The sequence below is a fragment of the Brevibacterium gallinarum genome, assembly GCF_014836885.1.
GTDB lineage: Bacteria > Actinomycetota > Actinomycetes > Actinomycetales > Brevibacteriaceae > Brevibacterium > Brevibacterium gallinarum.
Map to the genome: position 1 here is coordinate 304,810 of NZ_JACSPY010000001.1, position 16,298 is coordinate 321,107.

A 16,298-nucleotide genomic window follows, 5' to 3' on the forward strand; every position below is an offset into this window, starting at 1 on the left:
CGCCAGCCGGCAGTTCCCGCGACGAGCAGCTGCGGCTCACGCCAAGCTGTCCTGCCAGGCTGAGTACATGCGCCCGAATCGGCTGTTTCCGTGGATGAGCTCTGCTGGCGTGCCGTCTTCAACAACGCGGCCTGCGTCCATGACGAGCACCCGGTCGGCGATCTCAACCGTGGACAGACGGTGGGCGATGATGATCGCGGTGCGGCCTTCGAGCACGCGTGCCAGTGCCTGCTGGATCAGGCGTTCGGAGGGGATGTCGAGGTGCGCAGTCGCCTCATCGAGGACGATGACATCGGGATCGGCGAGGAACACACGGGCAAAGGACACCAGTTGCCGCTGCCCCGAGCTCAACCGGCCGCCGCGCTTCTTCACGTCCGTGTCGTAGCCCTCCGGCAGGCTGCGCACATACGGATCCAGGCCCACTGCCTCGGCGGCGGCGAGGACCTGGGCGTCTGTGGCATCGGGGTTGCCGATGCGGATGTTGTCGGCGATCGTGCCGGAGAACAGATACGACTCCTGCGTCACCATCACCAGCGACTCGCGCAGCCGGGCATCAGCGAGCTTGCGCACGTCAACCCCGTCGAGACGCACCGCCCCGGTCGACGGGTCGTACATGCGGGTCAGCAGCTTCACCAGAGTCGACTTGCCGGCACCGGTCGCGCCGACGACAGCGACGATCTGACCGGCGGGGATCTCCAGGTCGAAGGTCGGCAGCACCTCGGGACCTTCGGAATCGTAGGCGAAGCTGACATCCTCGAAGGAGATCGACCGGCCGGTGCCGGTGCGCTGCTCAGGCAGCGGCTGCGGATCTGCCGGCGCATCGACATCAGGCTCGGCGTCGAGGACCGCCGTGATCTTCTCCAGGGCAGCTGAGGCTGACTGGTAGAGGCTGAAGGACTGCACGAGCTCATCGAGCGGGCCGTAGAACCGGCGCAGGTACAGCAGGAATGCGGCCAGCACACCGAGCTGGGTGTAGCCGTTGATGACGAGCCAGCCTCCGAGCAGGATGATCCCGGTCTGCGACAGGTTGCCGATGAGCCGGGTGCCGCCGGCGAACGTCGCCACCCCGTGCAGGGCATCGGTGTTGGCCTGCGCATAGACGGCGTCCTCGCCGGTCAGCCGCTCAAGGCCTGGGCGCTGCCGCCGGAAGGACTGGACGGCGCGGATCCCACCCATCGTCTCAACGAACTGGACGATGACCCGGGCGATCGAGGTGCGGGTGCGCCGGTACGCTGAGCGCTGCTGCCGGTGGGCGTAGACGGTGAGGAAGACCAGCGGGATGAACCCGGCGAACGCCACGAGCGCCAGCGGCACGTTCATGACCACGAGCGTCACCGCGATCGCCGACATCGTCAGCAGCGAGAGCACCATGCCGTTGAGCGCCTGTGAGACGAACTGCTGGACGGACTCCATGTCCGAGGTCTGACGGGAGACGAGCCGGCCGGAGGTCGAGCGTTCGTGATAGCGCAGGTCGAGACGCTGCACATGGGTGAACAGCCGGCCGCGCAGATCGAAGAGGATCTTCTGGCTCAGCCTGCCGTTGAGCCGGATGCTCAGCCAGGTCGCCGCAGCATCGGCTACGCCGGTGAGCGCGACCGCGGCGATCGCGACGACCAGCGGGCCGGTGTCGCCGCCCACCGCAGCCGGCAGCCCATCGTCGATCGCGCGGGCGACGAAGAACGGACCGGCAACGCTCATGATCCCTCCGACGGTGATCGAGACGATGAGGACGACCGCCAGCGCCAAGTGCGGGCGGATGAGCGAGGCGAGCAGTCTGCGTGCCCGCCGGGAGATGTCCGGCGGCAGCTCCTCGATCTCCGGGTCGTCGGCCCGGTCAGGCTGTGCGGGACTCATCGGCGCACCTCCTCAGTCTCGGCAGCAGCATGTGAGCTGGCACCCATGAGGTCGCGGTAGTGGCGGTTGCGGGCCAGCAGCTCGTCGTGGGTGCCGGTGTCGGTGATCCGTCCGCCCTCGAGCACCGCCACCCGGTCGGCCAGGGCAGCGGTGGAGGGCCGGTGGGCGATGACGAGTGTCGTCGAATCGCCGAGCACTCGCCGCAGTGCCGTCTGTACGCGGTCCTCGGTGTCGACGTCGACGGCGGAGAGGGGGTCGTCGAGGACGAGCACCCGGGGCTTGCCGATGACGGCGCGCGCCAGTGCCAGCCGCTGGCGCTGACCGCCCGACAGCGACAGGCCCTGCTCGCCGACTTCGGTGTTGAGACCGTCGGGCAGCCGGCGCACGAAATCGGCTGCCGCTGCGATCTCAAGCGCCTCCCACACCTCGGCGTCGGGGCCATGCGCGTCGCCCAAGCCAGAGGTGCTGGTCGCCGGTCCCGAGGTGCCGCTTTCCGGTCCCGAGGTGGCGGTTTCCGTTCCCGAGGCGCCGGCTGCCCTGCCCGAGGTGCCGGTTTCCGCAGCCGGGAGGGCACGGACATCGGCGTGCTTGAGGCCCATGGCGACGTTCTCGCGCACGGTCGTGGAGAACAGCACCGGGTCTTCGAAGGCGACGGAGACGATGCGACGCAGCTCGTTGATCCGGAAGTCGCGCAGATCGGCGCCGTCGAGGGTGATGGAGCCAGCTGTGACATCCTGCAGACGCGGCAGCAGTGCGGCCAGTGCTGTCTTGCCGGTGCCGGTCGCACCGACGAGCGCGAGCGTCTCACCTGGTGCGATGTCGAGGTCGATGTGTGCGAGGATCGGCTCCTCGGCATCGGCGAAGCGGTACTCGACAGCGTCGAAGCGGATGTGCCCGGCGTAGCTGTGCGGCTGCGGATCCTCGCTGATCTCGCCGTCGGGGTCGGTGATGTCGAGGGGCAGGTCCATGACCTCCCAATACCGATTGGCGGCGGTGACCGACATGAGGAAGTCGGCGAGCAGGAAGCCGACCATCTCGATGGGCATGCGCAGGAACATCGTCACCGTCAGCGCGGCGATGACCTGCCCGACGGTCATCCACCCGCCGATCACACCCCAGGTGCCCACCGCCAGGATCGCCGTGAGCGCAAGCACCGGGATCATGATCGCAGCGTCGAACATCCACGAATCGACATAGGCCTTCGTCAGCTCGAAGCCGCGCAGCCGCTCGGACAGGGCGCGGAACCGCTGCGCCGCCCAGGGAGAGCGGCCGAACGCCTTGAGGATGCGAATGCCCTGAACGGCTTCTTCGACATCGGTGGCGATCTCGCCCATGGTGTCCTGGGCGCTGCGGGAGGCCAGCCGGTAGCGGCGCTCGAGCACCGCAATGGCGGTCACGGTCGGGACGGCTGCGGCGATGGCGATGATGCCGAAGTACGGGTGCAGGGACGCGAGGATGATGCCGCCGCCGAGCACGATGAGCGGGCTGGCGATGAGGAACTGCAGGCCGAAGGCGAAGAACCGCCGCAGCTGGGAGAGGTCGTTGACGGCGCGGGAGAGCAGCTGGCCGGCCGGCCATGCGTCGTGCACGCCGACGGCGACGTACTGCAGCCGGTCGTAGAGACGCTCGCGCCACAGCACTTCCCAACGGGAGGTGATCGGCGCGATGAGCCGGCGGCGCAGCCACACAGCGGCCGCCTCGGCGATGCCGATGAGCAGGATGAGGGCCAGGGGCGCGAGCATGCCGGCGAAGTCACCGCGGGCGATCGGCCCGTCGACGATCCAGCCGGTGATCATCGGCACGAGCAGGGCGATGCCCATCGATCCGAGGGTGAGGACGAAGATGAAGAGGTAGACGCCCAGCCGCGCTCGCACGTCAGGCCAGAATCTCCACAGTGAGCGCATGATTCATCAGCCTAGTGCAGTTTCGGGCACCTGCATGGATGCGCATCGGACTTCTTCACCCGCTCCGTCTGCTGGTGGCAGAATCGAGCCGCGGCGCTGCACCCTGACCGCTCAGACGCGCACGCGCAGACGGCGGCGTCGGATACGCTGGCCGGCATGAGCTCCGAGACCGCGGACACGGTGCGCCTGCACGTGCAGCCGTGCACGCAGATCATCCCGTTCTGGCACATCGACACCCCGCCGGGCATCACTGCCGAGATCCGGGTGCGCGCCGCCGCCGAGGTGACCGGCGCGTTCTCCGATTGGGTGACCGTGGCCTCCTGGTCGAGTCAGGGGACCGGGGAGTCGACGACGCTGACCGCCCAGCAGGTCCACGGTCTGCGCACCGACGCCGACACCGTCATCGTCGACACCGCCGCACTCGGCGGCCCGGCCCGGGTCGTCGATCTGGCAGTCCGGGCAGTGCCTGCCGCGAGGGCACCTGCGGCACCTGTGACTGTGCACTGGATCGATGCCCTCACCCGCACGCCAGCCCGGCCGCGTGCGGAGATCACTGCTTCGGCTCCGCGCGGCATCGACATCGAGCACCGGCTGCCGCAGATCAGCCAGCACGCCTGCGGTGTGCTCGACGGCTTCGCGCAGGCCGACAGCTGGTGCTCACCGACGTCGCTGACGATGGTGATGGAATGGCTGTCCGCAGGCGGCGCACACGCCGGGCTGGACGACCCCGCAATGTCGCGTCCCGCCGGTGAGGACGCCGCAGACCGCGTCCCCCCGACGATCCGCGGAGTGTGGGATCGCACGTACGGCGGTGCCGGGAACTGGGCATTCAACGTCGCCTGGGCCAACGGGCAGGGCTTCGACGCACGGCTCGACGCGCTGGCCAGCATGCGGGAGGCCGAGGAGCTGCTGGCGGCAGGGGAGGTGCTCATCGCCTCCGTGTCCTTCACCTCCGAACAGCTGCCCCAGGCCGGCTACCCGACGGCCGGTCATCTGCTCATCATCACCGGCGTCACCGCCGCAGGCGATGTCCGCGTCCACGATCCCGGCCGGGCGATCGCCGACGGTGTGCGCGCAGTTTATCCGCGGGAGGCCTTCGAACGAGCGTGGCTGTCAGCCGAGGGCTCCGGTGGCCTCGTCTATCGGCTTGCCCGCCGCTGAGCACCGGAAGCGGCACGGCGCGTCGGGTAAGTGACTAGGCTGCTTCCGCCGTGCGCCGCAGCTGCACCACCACCTCGGCATGGGCGGTGTGAGGGAACATATCGAGCATCCGGGCTGCCGTCACCTGATAGCTGGGCATGTGCTTGAGGTCCCAGGCGAGTGAGCGGGGATTGCAGCTGGAGTAGATGACATCGGCAATCCCGGAGTCCTCCAGCCAGCCGGCCAGTGCCCCGATCCCGCGCCGCGGTGGATTCACCACGACGACATCGGGCAGTACGTCCTGCTCACCGGCCCAGTCGGCGGCATCGGCGACGATGAAATCGGCGGCGAGTCCCGCCTCGGCGGCGGCTGCCTCCGCTGAGGCGATCGCCTCAGCGGAGACCTCGACCCCGGTGACTGCGCGCCCCGGCGCGGCCAGGTGCAGCGCGAACCCGCCGACGCCGCAGTACAGGTCCCAGATTCGAAGGTCGCCGGCGTCAGGACCGGCGCCAGTGCCGGCGTCAGCCGATCCGGGACCGCCGGTGCCCCCAGTGCCCGGGCGGCGCCGGGCCTCGATCTCATCAGCCCACGCCGCAACCTGCTCGTACAGCTGCCCGGCCACCGCCGTGTTCGTCTGCACGAAGGAGCGCGGCAGCACCTGCAGCGTCACCCGGCCCTGGCGCATCAGCAGGTGCCGGTCGCCGGCGATGTGGATCTCCTCAGCGCCTTCGAGCAGCGCGGTGTGCTGCGGGTGGATGTTCGCGCTCACCACCCGCACCCCGGGCACCGCTGCGGTGAGCACGCTCAGATGCTCGCGGATCCGCTCCACCGGCTTGGGCGTGCGCAGCACGAACCGCACCATGAGCTCGCCGGCGTCATTGACGGTGACGATGAGGTGTTTGAGCTCGCCGCGGCGGCGTGCGACGTCATAGGGCGGGATCTGCGCGCGCCGGATGAGTGCGGGCACCGCATCGAGCAGCCGGTGGATCGCCTGCGGATACAGCGGGCAGTCGCGCAGGTCGATGCCGGCACCGGCTTCGTCGAGGATCCCGAGCACGGGGGCGTCGACAGTGCCGGAGACGACCATCTTCGCCTTGTTCCGAAAGCCGGCATCCGGGCCGGTGGCAGGCGGCAGCCAGCGGATGCCGGTCGCCTCGCCCGAGGCGATGGTCGGCACCGTGCCCGAGGTGCTGGTCCGCAGCGTGCCCGAGGTGGTGGCCGGCACCGTGTCCGAGGCGGTGGTCGCCTGCGCCAGCAGGCGCGCGATCTCATCCTGCGAACGCTGCACCCGGACTAGGGAGGGCAGCGGCAGGAGGGTGCAGGACCGGCATCGACCGGCGTCGTAATGAGTGCATTCCATCACCGCAATCATAGTCGTCCCACGATGCGGACGATAGCGGCCGGCATTTGACATGCCTATCGCCGGCGGGAAAGATGAAGGCCATGAACAACCTTCTCGTCGTCCTCATTATGCAGCGCGCGGTTCACCCGTAAGCTGTCGCTTGACGACGATCCGCGCGCCCCATACCGAACCGGTACGGGGCGTTTTTCATGATCAGACCGAAGGAGTCCCCGTGGGATCCCACGCCCCGGCACCGCAACCGGCCCGACAGGCCGTTCCGCAGCCGCCGACGCCGAGCCCGGCGCACGCCGCCCCGGCCAGGCGCAGCGACTATCACGAACCGGAGATGCTCACCGGCGCACAGGCAGTCGTGCGCACCCTAGAGCGCCTCGGCGTCGACACGGTCTTCGGGCTTCCCGGCGGCACCATCCTGCCGACCTACGACCCACTGCTCGACTCTGAGAAGATCAACCACGTGCTCGTCCGCCACGAACAGGGCGCAGGCCACGCCGCCGAAGGCTACGCCGCCGCCACCGGGAAGGTCGGCGTGTGCATGGCGACGTCTGGACCCGGGGCGACGAACCTCGTGACCGCGATCGCCGATGCGCACATGGACTCCGTGCCGATCATGGCGATCACCGGCCAGCAGGCCTCGAACATGCTCGGCACCGACGCCTTCCAGGAGGCCGACATCGTCGGGATGACGATGCCGGTGACCAAACACAGCTTCCTCGTCACCCGCGCCGAGGACATCCCGCAGGCGATCGTCTCCGCCTACCTCATCGCCTCCACCGGACGCCCAGGGCCGGTCCTTGTCGACATCACCAAGGACGCCCAGGCCAGCACAGCACCCTATGTCTGGCCGGAAGAGCCGCAGCTGCCGGGCTACCGCCCGGTGCTCAAGCCGCACGCCAAGCAGATCCGCGAGGCAGGCCGGCTCATCGCAGGCGCCCGCAGGCCGGTGTTCTACATCGGCGGCGGCGTCATCCGCTCCGGAGCCGAAGAGGAGCTGCTCGCCCTGGCCGAGGCGACGAAGATCCCGGTCGTCACCACCCTCATGGCGCGCGGGGCCTTCCCCGACACCCATGAGCAGCACCTCGGGATGCCGGGTATGCACGGCACCGTCGCAGCCGTCGCGTCCTTCCAGAAGGCCGACCTGCTCATCGCCGTGGGCACCCGGTTCGACGACCGCGTCACCGGCGACCTGGGCTCCTTCGCCCCGCGGGCGAAGATCATCCACGCTGATATCGACCCAGCCGAGATCGGCAAGAACCGGGTGGCCGATGTGCCGATCGTCGGCGACGCCGCCGAGGTGCTGCGCCAGCTGCACGGCGAGCTGCGCGAACAGCAGCCCGAGGTGCTCGAAACCGGTTACGAGGCCTGGTGGCGGGTGCTCAACTCGTGGAAGAACACCTACCCGCTCGGCTACGAGCACAACAGCGAAGACCTGTGCGACCCCGAGTACGTCATCGAGCGGATCTCAGCACTGACCGGACCCGAAGGCGTCTACGTCGCCGGTGTGGGCCAGCACCAGATGTGGGCCAGCCAGTTCGTCACCTACGACCGGCCCCGCTCCTGGCTCAACTCCGGCGGCCTGGGCACCATGGGCTACGCGGTGCCGGCGGCCATGGGTGCGAAGGTCGGCGAACCCGACCGGCAGGTGTGGGCGATCGACGGCGACGGCTGCTTCCAGATGACGAACCAGGAACTCGCTACCTGCGTCATCAACAACATCCCGATCAAGGTCGCCATCATCAACAACTCCTCACTCGGCATGGTCCGGCAGTGGCAGACGCTGTTCTACGACGGTCGCTACTCCCACTCCGACCTCAACACCGGCCACAACACCGTGCGCGTGCCCGACTTCGTCAAGCTCGCCGAAGCCTACGGCGCCCTCGGCCTGCGGGTCGAACGCAACGACGACGTCGACGCCGCCATCGAGCAGGCCCTTGAGGTCAACGACAAACCGGTCGTCATCGACTTCACCGTCCCACCCGATGCGATGGTGTGGCCGATGGTCGCTGCCGGTGTCAGCAACGACGAGATCCAGTACGCCCGCGATCTGCGCCCGGACTTCGGGGCAGAGGAAGAGGAGGAAGGTCAGGCATGAGCCGTCACACCCTCTCCGTGCTCGTTGAGAACAAGCCGGGCGTCCTCACCCGGTTCACCGGCCTCATCGCCCGGCGCGGCTTCAACATCCACTCCCTGGCCGTCGGCACCACCGAACGCGAGGAGCTCTCGCGCATCACCGTCGTCGTCGACGTCGGCAACGTCGCCCTCGAACAGGTGACGAAGCAGCTGAACAAGCTCGTCAACGTCATCAAGATCGTCGAGCTCGAACCCGAGGCCTCGGTCCGGCGCGCGCACATGATCTTCAAGGTCCGGGCCGACGCTGCCGCCCGGCCCCAGATCGCCAGTGCCGTCGAGATGTTCCGCGGGCACATCGTCGACGTCGGCCCGAACACCATCTGTGTGGAGGCAACCGGAGAGCGCAGCAAGCTCGATGCGCTGCGCCAGGTGCTCGAACCCTTCGGCATCAAGGAGATCGTGCAATCGGGCACGGTCGCCATCGGCCGGGGATCGAAGTCGATGACCGACCGGGCCCCGCGCGTGTGAGACCAGACGCCCACCGCCTCGGGCACGGGACGACCGCCCAGGGCACGGAAGCACCACGAGACCACCTGACAGAATCCGGACACCCAGGCATCCGTCTCAGGTTCCGGCACTACGATTGAGACAAGACCCGGCGGCGGGCGATCCCGCCGCTGATCAGCACTACCAGACCCCAACACAAGGAGAATCCCATGGCAGAGCGCTTCTACGACGACGATGCTGAGCTGTCCGTCATCCAGGGCAAGAAGGTCGCCGTCATCGGCTTCGGTTCGCAGGGCCACGCCCACGCACTGAGCCTGCGCGACTCCGGCGTCGACGTGCGCATCGGCCTGTCCGAAGGCTCGAAGAGCCGCGACAAGGCCAGCGCGCAGGGACTCGAAGTCGGCACCCCGGCCGAGGTTGCGAAGTGGGCTGACGTCGTCGTCATCCTCACCCCCGACCAGGTGCAGGCCGACATCTACAACAGCGAGATCAAGGACCAGCTGAGCCCCGGCGACACGCTCGTCTTCGCCCACGGATTCAACATCCGCTTCGACTACATCACCCCGCCCGAGGGTGTCGACGTCATCATGGTCGCCCCGAAGGGCCCCGGCCACGTCGTGCGCCGCGAGTTCGTCGACGGCCGCGGTGTGCCCGTGCTCGTCGCCGTGGAGAAGGACGAATCCGGCAAGGCCTGGGACACCGTGCTCTCCTACGCCAAGGGCCTCGGCGGCCTGCGCGCCGGTGCGATCAAGACGACGTTCACCGAGGAGACCGAAACCGACCTGTTCGGTGAGCAGACCGTGCTCTGCGGCGGTGTCTCCCACCTCGTGCAGTACGGCTTCGAGACCCTCACCGAGGCCGGCTACCAGCCGGAGATCGCCTACTTCGAGGTGCTGCACGAGCTCAAGCTCATCGTCGACCTCATGGTCGAAGGCGGCATCGCCAAGCAGCGCTGGTCCTGCTCCGACACCGCCGAGTACGGCGACTACGTCTCCGGCCCTCGGGTCATCACCCCGGAGGTCAAGGAGAACATGAAGGCCGTCCTCGACGACATCCAGTCCGGTGCCTTCGCCCAGCGCTTCATGGACGACCAGAAGAACGGCGCCAAGGAGTTCAACGAGCTGCGCGCCAAGGAGGAGAAGCACCCGATCGAGTCGACCGGCCGGGAGCTGCGCAAGATGTTCGCCTGGCTCAAGGACACCGACGACGACTACACCGAAGGCACCGCCGCCCGCTGATCCAACGGTGCTGCGTGAGCGGCTGAGGCTGGTGAAAGCCTCTGCCGGATGCTGACAGTCGACAGCTGTGGCTCGGTTCGCATGGACCGGGCCACAGCTGTCTCGCCGCTGCCGAGGCCGTGGCCGGCCCCGAGGTGGGGGACCGGTCCCGATGCGGAGGCCGTGCCCGAGGCGGGGGCCGTGCCCGAAGCGGTGGCCGGTTTTCGGATGCAGGGGCGCCAGGTTCGGCTAGTGTTGTGTCGTGACTAACTACCGTTTCGAAACCTTCGAGCCCGTCGTCGACGACAAGGGTGTGCCGGACGAGCAGACCGCGGCCTACCTGCAGATCGTCACCGCCGGGTTCCATGACCGCAAGCTCACTGACGAGGCGCTGGTCAAGAAGGCCCGCCGCACGATCGCCGACAAGCGGGTGCTCACGGCCGTCTACGCCGACCAGAACCTGCCGTATGCCTATGAGCCGCTCACCCCGGTGGCGACGTTTGCGCACTTCGAGAAGAAGATGAACGTCGGCGGCGGCCGCCTCATCCCCACCCACCTCATCACCTGGGTGACGGTGCGCCCGACCCATCGGCGGCGCGGGCTGCTGCGCTCGCTCATGACCGCCAACCTCACCGAGGCGAAGGCAGCCGGATACCCGCTGGCAGCGCTGACCGTGACCGAGGGCGGCATCTACACCCGGTTCGGGTTCGGCACCTCGACATGGATGTCGACTGTCGAGATCGACACCTCCCCGGGCTTCAAGCTCGCCTGCGAACCCGATCGCCGCGTCGAGATGTGCCCGGCCTCGGTGCTGACCGAGCTCGCCCCGCAGGTCTACGAGCGCTTCATGCGGCGCTCACCCGGTGCCATCGAGCGCCAGCAGGCCTATGTCGACATGGCCTCGGGCACCGTCAACCCCGAGACCGGTGAAGAGGACCGCGATGTGCGTGCGGCCCTGCACTATGACGAGGACGGCAACCCTGACGGCTACGTCAGCTACAAGTTCAAGGGCTGGAAGACCGACCCGCCGACCGTCGAGGTCATCGACCTGATCGCGGTCTCGGATGCCGCCTACTCCTCGCTGTGGGCCTTCGTCGCGGCCATCGACCTCGTCGACCGCGTCGTCTACGATGAGGCCGCCCAGACGTCGCCGCTGCCGTGGCTGGTCGACAATCCGCGCCGGGTCAAGATCAAGGACCAGCACGACGCCGTATGGCTGCGCGTCCTCGACGTCGAGAAGGCCCTCGAAGCCCGCCCGTGGCCGGTCGCCGGGCAGCTGACGATCCGGGTGCGCGATGACATGAACCTCGCCGACGGCACGTTCTCCATCACCGCCTCCGGTGGATCGGCCACCGTCGAGGCGGTCTCGGCCTCGCACGCTGTCGACCTGGAGCTCGGCGTCGCCGAACTCGGCTCGATCTATTTAGGCGGTGCCGACCCGGTCATCCTCGCCCGCGCCGGCCGGATCACCGAGCACACCGAGGACGCCGCCGTGCGCGCCCGGGAGCTCTTCGCCCTCGAGCGCGCCCCGTACGGACCCAACGGATTCTGAGCCGCCCGGCAGACAGGTGGCCGCCACTTTGCCCGAGGCGTCCACCGCCTCGGCAACGGTGAGACCAGCCTCGGTCCAGGTGAGCACCGCCTCGGCGCCGGTGAGCCGTTCTTATCATGTGACCCCTTGCTAACGCCCGCGCACGGGGTCACTACGATAGGAAGCGCATGCCGTCGGCCCTGCACGCACGCGGGCGCGGCAGCCTGACTCATCTGGAACATCGCGACGCTTACGAGCCGGCGCCGCTGCAAGGAGGAAATGTGACCAAGCCTGTGGTGCTCATCGCCGAGAATCTGTCGCCTGCCACCATCGACGCCCTGGGACCCGATTTCGAAACGCGCCACTGCAACGGAGCCGACCGCGCCGAGCTGCTCGCCGCGATCGCCGACGTCGACGCGATCCTCATCCGCTCGGCCACCCAGCTCGACGAAGAGGCCATCAGCGCCGCACCCAACCTCAAGATCATCGCCCGCGCCGGCGTCGGCCTCGACAACGTCGACGTGCCTGCCGCCACCCGCGCCGGCGTTATGGTTGTCAACGCGCCGACCTCGAACATCACCTCCGCCGCCGAGCTCACGATGGCCCACATCCTCGCCTCGGCCCGCAACCTCGGCGCCGGGAACTCCTCGCTCAAGGCAGGGGAGTGGAAGCGCTCGAAGCTCACCGGCGTCGAACTGTACGAGAAGACGCTCGGGATCATCGGCCTCGGCCGGATCGGCGGGCTGGTGGCCGAGCGCGCCCGCGCCTTCGGCATGAAGCTCGTCGGCTACGACCCCTACATCACGCAGGCCCGCGCCGCGCAGATGGGCGTGACCGTCATGGAGCTCGACGAGCTGTTCGCCTGCTCCGACTTCATCACCGTGCACATGCCCAAGACCCCGGAGACCATCGGCATGATCGGAGCTGAGGCGTTCGAGAAGACGAAGCCGGGGGTGCGCATCGTCAACGTCGCCCGCGGCGGCATCGTCGACGAAGAGGCACTCGCCGTGGCCGTCGCCGACGGCCGGGTCGCCGGTGCCGGCATCGACGTGTGGGCGACGGAGCCGCCGGAGCACTCCGCACTCATGGAGCAGGACTGCGTCAACGTCACCCCGCACCTGGGCGCCTCGACTGTCGAGGCGCAGGAGAAGGCCGGTGTGGCCGTGGCCAAGTCGGTGCGCCTGGCGCTCTCCGGTGAGCTCGTGCCCGATGCGGTCAACGTCGCTGGCGGGGCCATCGATCCCGACGTGCGCCCGGGCATCCCGCTCGTCGAACGCCTCGGCCGCGTCACCTCCGCACTGGCCGACTCCTCAGTGACCCACCTGACCGTCAGCGTGCAGGGAGAGATCTCCTCCAAGGACGTCTCCGCCCTCAAGCTCGCAGCCCTCAAGGGCCTGTTCCGCGACGTCGTGTCCGTACCCGTCTCCTACGTCAACGCACCGATGCTTGCCGAGGAGCGCGGCGTGGGTGTTGAGCTGCGCACCAGCGAGGTCGTCGAGGGCTTCCGCAACGTCATCACGCTCACCGCCGCGACCTCGGCCGGCTCCAGCGTCTCGGTCTCCGGCACCCTCACCGGGCCCAAGCAGGTGCAGAAGCTCACCGGCATCAACGGGTTCGAGATGGAGATGCCGCTGGCTGACCACATGCTCATCTTCCAGTACGAGGACCGCCCGGGCATCATCGGCATGTTCGGCCAGGCCCTCGGCCGCAACGAGGTCAACATCGCCGGCATGCAGGTCTCGCCGAGCTCCACCGGTGACGAGGCGCTGGCCGTCATGTCCGTCGACCGCGCGATCCCGACCGAGACCGTCAACGCGCTTGCCGGCGCCGTCGACGCCTCCCAGTTCACCGCCGTCTGCCTCGAAGAGGACTGACACCCGACCGGCCGGTCACCGGCCGCCGGGCACCTGCGGCAGGACGCCTCGGGAACGGATCTCCACCGTGCCCGAGGCGTCCTGCCGTTGTGTGGGGACGGCACCGGGGTGCCGGGGAGCGGGAGTGAGGAGTCTTGGGCCGGAGCCAGTCGCCGGTTGAGGCGCGGTCGAGCGGCCGGTCGGGCTGTCGGCTGAGCCGGCGGCGCAGCTGTCAGCTCAGCTGTCGAACAGCGACTGGCCGATATAGCCGCCCTCCGCGGTGCCGGGCGGGATCGCGAAGATCGCCGAGCCGGTGTGCTTGAGGTACTCCGAGAGGGCGTCCTCGCGGGCGAGCCGGTTCTGGATCGGGATGAAGCCGGTGCGCGGATCGGAGACGAAGGCGATGAAGAACAGGCCGGCGTCGATATTGCCCTGCGCATCGGTGCCATCAGCGTAGTTGTAGCCGCGGCGCAGCATCGCCGCCCCGCCGTTCTGGGACGGGTGGGCGAGGCGGACGTGGGCATCGGTCGCGATCACCGGCTGGTTGTTCGACCCGGGCATGTCGAAGTCCGGGGCATCGAACTCGCCTCCGCCGGACAGCGGAGCGCCGTCGCGCTTGGTGCGCCCGAAGATCGCCTCCTGGCCGCCGAGCGGTTCCCGGTCCCAGGTCTCTAAGATCATCCGGATGCGGCGGGCGCACAGATACGAACCGCCGTCCATCCAGGAGCCGTCGCGCACCCACACGTGCTCATCGAGGCGGTCGGTCTCCTCAGCCATGATGTTGGCGGTGCCGTCCTTGAAGCCGAAGAGGTTGCGCGGGGTCTCCTGCGCCTGCGAGGTCGAGGAGGTGCGGCCGAAGCCCAACTGCATCCACTTCGTCGACACCGTTCCGAAGCCCAGCCGAATGAGATTGCGCACCGCATGCACGGCGACCTGCGGGTCATCAGCGCAGGCCTGAATGCACAGATCGCCGTTGCAGCGCTGCTCATCGAGCACATCGGCCGGGAAGTGCGGCATCTCAACGAGCGCCTCGGGCAGCTTGTCCTTGAGCCCGAACCGGTCCTTGCCCTCGGCGTCGACGAACAGCGAGCGGCCGAAGCCGATCGTGATCGTCAGATGCCCCGGTGTTAAGCCGAAGGCCTCGCCGGTGTCTTCGGGCGGGGCGTGGTAGCTGCCGCCGTCGAACCCGCCCTCGGTGGTCTCCTGCCCGCGGGTCATCCGGGCCGCTGCTGCCGTCCAGTCCTTGAGGAGGAGTCTGAGCTCATCGACGCTGTCGGTGGTGACGTTGAGCCCGGCGAAGCACATCCGGTCCTGGGCCGGGGTGGTGATGCCGGCCTGATGCTCGCCGTAGAACTCGACGATCTGGTCCTCCGGGCGCGGGCCAGAGCGGGCCTCGGCAGCGCCGCGGCCGAACCAGCCCAGTGCCCCGGCGCCGGCTGCCGTGGCGGCAGTCGCGGCGCCGAAGCCGAGCGCGGCCCGCCGCGAGATCCCGCGGCGCGGCTGGGAGGTGCCGACCGCCTCGGGGCCGGTGCCCGAGGCGTGGCCGGCACCCGAGGTGGGACCCGCACCTGAGGTGGGGGAGGAGCGGGTGGGCGGGGTCATTCGATGACCTTCTCCGTCACCTGGCTCAGCGGCTCGGACAGGGCGTTGACGGCGTCGGAGAGCTCCTTGACCTCGTCCTTGCTCAGCTCGGTGTAGAGCTTGAAGCCCTCGCCCTTCTTGTGCTGGTCGAGCAGCGTCTGCAGCTTGTCGAAGCGCACCGTGAGCTTCTCCGAGAGGTCCTGATCGCGCTTGTCGAGCAGCGGCTTGAGGTTCTCATACGCGATGCGGGCGCCGTCGACGTTGGCTTGGAAGTCCCACAGGTCGGTGTGCGACCAGAACTCCTCCTCGCCGGTGACCTTGCCGGTGGCGACCTCGTCGAGGAGCTCCTTGGCGCCGTTGGAGAGCTGGTCGGCAGTGAAGTCCATGTTCCGGGTGCGGTCGTAGAGGGTCTTAGTGTCGGCGACGAGCTTGTCGGCGATCTGTGTGCGCTCCTCATCGCTCATCGGCTGGTACTCACCGGAGTCCGAACCGCCGGCGGTATCAGCGCCGGTGCCTTCGGCACCCTTCTGCGGCGGCCACAGGTCCTTTTCGATGCGGTGCCAGCCGGTCCACTCCTGGCCCTCTTCGAGGTCAGCCTCGCGGGCGTCGAGCTGTGGGTCGAGATCGCCGAACGATTCGGCGACCGGTTCGATGCGCTCCCAGTGCATGCGCACTGCGGCGTAGAGCTTGCGGGCGGCATCGTCGTCACCGGCCTTGTACTTCTTCGCGAAGTCCTCGGTGCCGGTCATGAGCTGCTCGGTCTGGTCCTTGACGTAGGCGGAGTACTGCGCGGTGGCCTCATCCTTGAGCTTCTGGTCATCAGCCGAGACTTCGGCTCCGCCGCCTTCGGCCTTGGTGACGGTGAAATCGCCGCGGATGCCGTCGCCGACCATGCCGGGCTTGCAGGCGGTGAAGTACTTGCCCTCCGGGGCGGTGACGGTCAGGTCGCGGCTCAGGCCCGGGCCGATGTTCTCGACCTCGCCGATGATGCGCAGACCGTCCTCGCCGAGCAGGTAGAACTCCGTGACCTGGGAGCCGGTGTTCTCGACCGTGAACCGGATGGTGCCTGCTGGTGCCTCGGTGGCGGCGACCTGGCATTCCTTCTCGCTGGAGGTGACGGCGATCCGGTCGGAGCCGCTGGCATCTGAGGGGTTGTTGGGTTCGCAGCCGGTGAGCAGCAGCGCGCCGAGGCCGGCGGCAGCGGCGGGCAGGAGGATGTGACGACGGTTCATGGTGTCCTTCAGGCAGAATGCGGGCAGGTCGGAGTGAGGCTGTGGTGGG

Annotated in this window: 11 protein-coding genes; 6 read left to right on the forward strand and 5 right to left on the reverse strand. The window is 68.6% G+C overall.

Annotated features, from left to right (window positions below; all coding sequences use genetic code 11):
• Window positions 1-36: 36 nt before the first annotated feature.
• Both H9634_RS01580 and H9634_RS01585 read right to left on the reverse strand, forming a co-directional pair.
• The gene (locus H9634_RS01580; RefSeq protein ID WP_191725065.1) at window positions 37-1,854 is read right to left on the reverse strand and encodes an ABC transporter ATP-binding protein; all 1,818 of its coding nucleotides are present in this window, start codon (window positions 1,852-1,854) and stop codon (window positions 37-39) included.
• Entirely contained in the window at window positions 1,851-3,758 is a 1,908-nt protein-coding gene (locus tag H9634_RS01585) for an ABC transporter ATP-binding protein (protein WP_191725066.1), read from the reverse strand. The genes H9634_RS01580 and H9634_RS01585 overlap by 4 nt, the downstream gene beginning before the upstream one ends.
• Window positions 3,759-3,914: 156 nt before the next feature.
• On the opposite strand from H9634_RS01585, the gene H9634_RS01590 reads away from it, so the two are divergent.
• On the forward strand, window positions 3,915-4,919 hold the full coding sequence (locus tag H9634_RS01590; protein WP_191725067.1) for a C39 family peptidase: 1,005 nt from the start codon (window positions 3,915-3,917) through the stop codon (window positions 4,917-4,919).
• A gap of 34 nt (window positions 4,920-4,953) precedes the next feature.
• On the opposite strand, the gene H9634_RS01595 is transcribed toward H9634_RS01590, so the two are convergent.
• Window positions 4,954-6,258, reverse strand: coding sequence for a methyltransferase domain-containing protein (locus H9634_RS01595; protein ID WP_191725068.1), 1,305 nt, complete (start codon window positions 6,256-6,258; stop codon window positions 4,954-4,956).
• A 328-nt stretch (window positions 6,259-6,586) separates the two neighbouring features.
• On the opposite strand from H9634_RS01595, the gene H9634_RS01600 reads away from it, so the two are divergent.
• From H9634_RS01600 to serA, 5 genes are all read left to right on the forward strand, one after another.
• Entirely contained in the window at window positions 6,587-8,350 is a 1,764-nt protein-coding gene (locus H9634_RS01600) for an acetolactate synthase large subunit (RefSeq protein ID WP_225210497.1), read from the forward strand.
• Window positions 8,347-8,856 (forward strand): acetolactate synthase small subunit, encoded by a 510-nt coding sequence (ilvN, locus tag H9634_RS01605; RefSeq protein ID WP_191725070.1) that lies wholly within the window; start codon window positions 8,347-8,349, stop codon window positions 8,854-8,856. The genes H9634_RS01600 and ilvN overlap by 4 nt, the downstream gene beginning before the upstream one ends.
• A 188-nt stretch (window positions 8,857-9,044) precedes the next feature.
• Window positions 9,045-10,073 carry a ketol-acid reductoisomerase gene (gene ilvC / locus H9634_RS01610; RefSeq protein ID WP_191725071.1) on the forward strand — a complete coding sequence of 343 codons (1,029 nt, stop codon included), beginning with the start codon at window positions 9,045-9,047 and terminating at the stop codon, window positions 10,071-10,073.
• 241 nt (window positions 10,074-10,314) lie between these two features.
• A complete protein-coding gene (locus H9634_RS01615; RefSeq protein WP_191725072.1) occupies window positions 10,315-11,604 on the forward strand; it encodes a GNAT family N-acetyltransferase in 1,290 nt (429 codons plus the stop codon).
• Window positions 11,605-11,864: 260 nt separating this feature from the next.
• Entirely contained in the window at window positions 11,865-13,457 is a 1,593-nt protein-coding gene (gene serA / locus H9634_RS01620; RefSeq protein ID WP_191725073.1) for a phosphoglycerate dehydrogenase, read from the forward strand.
• Between the two features lie 216 nt (window positions 13,458-13,673).
• On the opposite strand, the gene efeB is transcribed toward serA, so the two are convergent.
• Together efeB and efeO are read right to left on the reverse strand one after the other, a co-directional pair.
• Window positions 13,674-15,038 (reverse strand): iron uptake transporter deferrochelatase/peroxidase subunit, encoded by a 1,365-nt coding sequence (gene efeB, locus H9634_RS01625; RefSeq protein ID WP_191725074.1) that lies wholly within the window; start codon window positions 15,036-15,038, stop codon window positions 13,674-13,676.
• Window positions 15,035-16,249, reverse strand: a complete 1,215-nt coding sequence (efeO, locus tag H9634_RS01630; protein WP_191725075.1) for an iron uptake system protein EfeO — start codon at window positions 16,247-16,249, stop codon at window positions 15,035-15,037. The genes efeB and efeO overlap by 4 nt, the downstream gene beginning before the upstream one ends.
• Between the last annotated feature and the right edge of the window lie 49 nt (window positions 16,250-16,298).

Coding starts and splice junctions, on each gene's coding strand:
- H9634_RS01590 (WP_191725067.1), top strand. CDS start 3,915: ATGAGCTCCGAGACCGCGGACACGGTGCGCCTGCACGTGCAGCCGTGC.
- ilvN (WP_191725070.1), top strand. CDS start 8,347: ATGAGCCGTCACACCCTCTCCGTGCTCGTTGAGAACAAGCCGGGCGTC.
- H9634_RS01600 (WP_225210497.1), top strand. CDS start 6,587: ATGCTCACCGGCGCACAGGCAGTCGTGCGCACCCTAGAGCGCCTCGGC.
- H9634_RS01585 (WP_191725066.1), bottom strand. CDS start 3,758: ATGCGCTCACTGTGGAGATTCTGGCCTGACGTGCGAGCGCGGCTGGGC.
- efeB (WP_191725074.1), bottom strand. CDS start 15,038: ATGACCCCGCCCACCCGCTCCTCCCCCACCTCAGGTGCGGGTCCCACC.
- H9634_RS01580 (WP_191725065.1), bottom strand. CDS start 1,854: ATGAGTCCCGCACAGCCTGACCGGGCCGACGACCCGGAGATCGAGGAG.
- efeO (WP_191725075.1), bottom strand. CDS start 16,249: ATGAACCGTCGTCACATCCTCCTGCCCGCCGCTGCCGCCGGCCTCGGC.
- ilvC (WP_191725071.1), top strand. CDS start 9,045: ATGGCAGAGCGCTTCTACGACGACGATGCTGAGCTGTCCGTCATCCAG.
- H9634_RS01595 (WP_191725068.1), bottom strand. CDS start 6,258: ATGGAATGCACTCATTACGACGCCGGTCGATGCCGGTCCTGCACCCTC.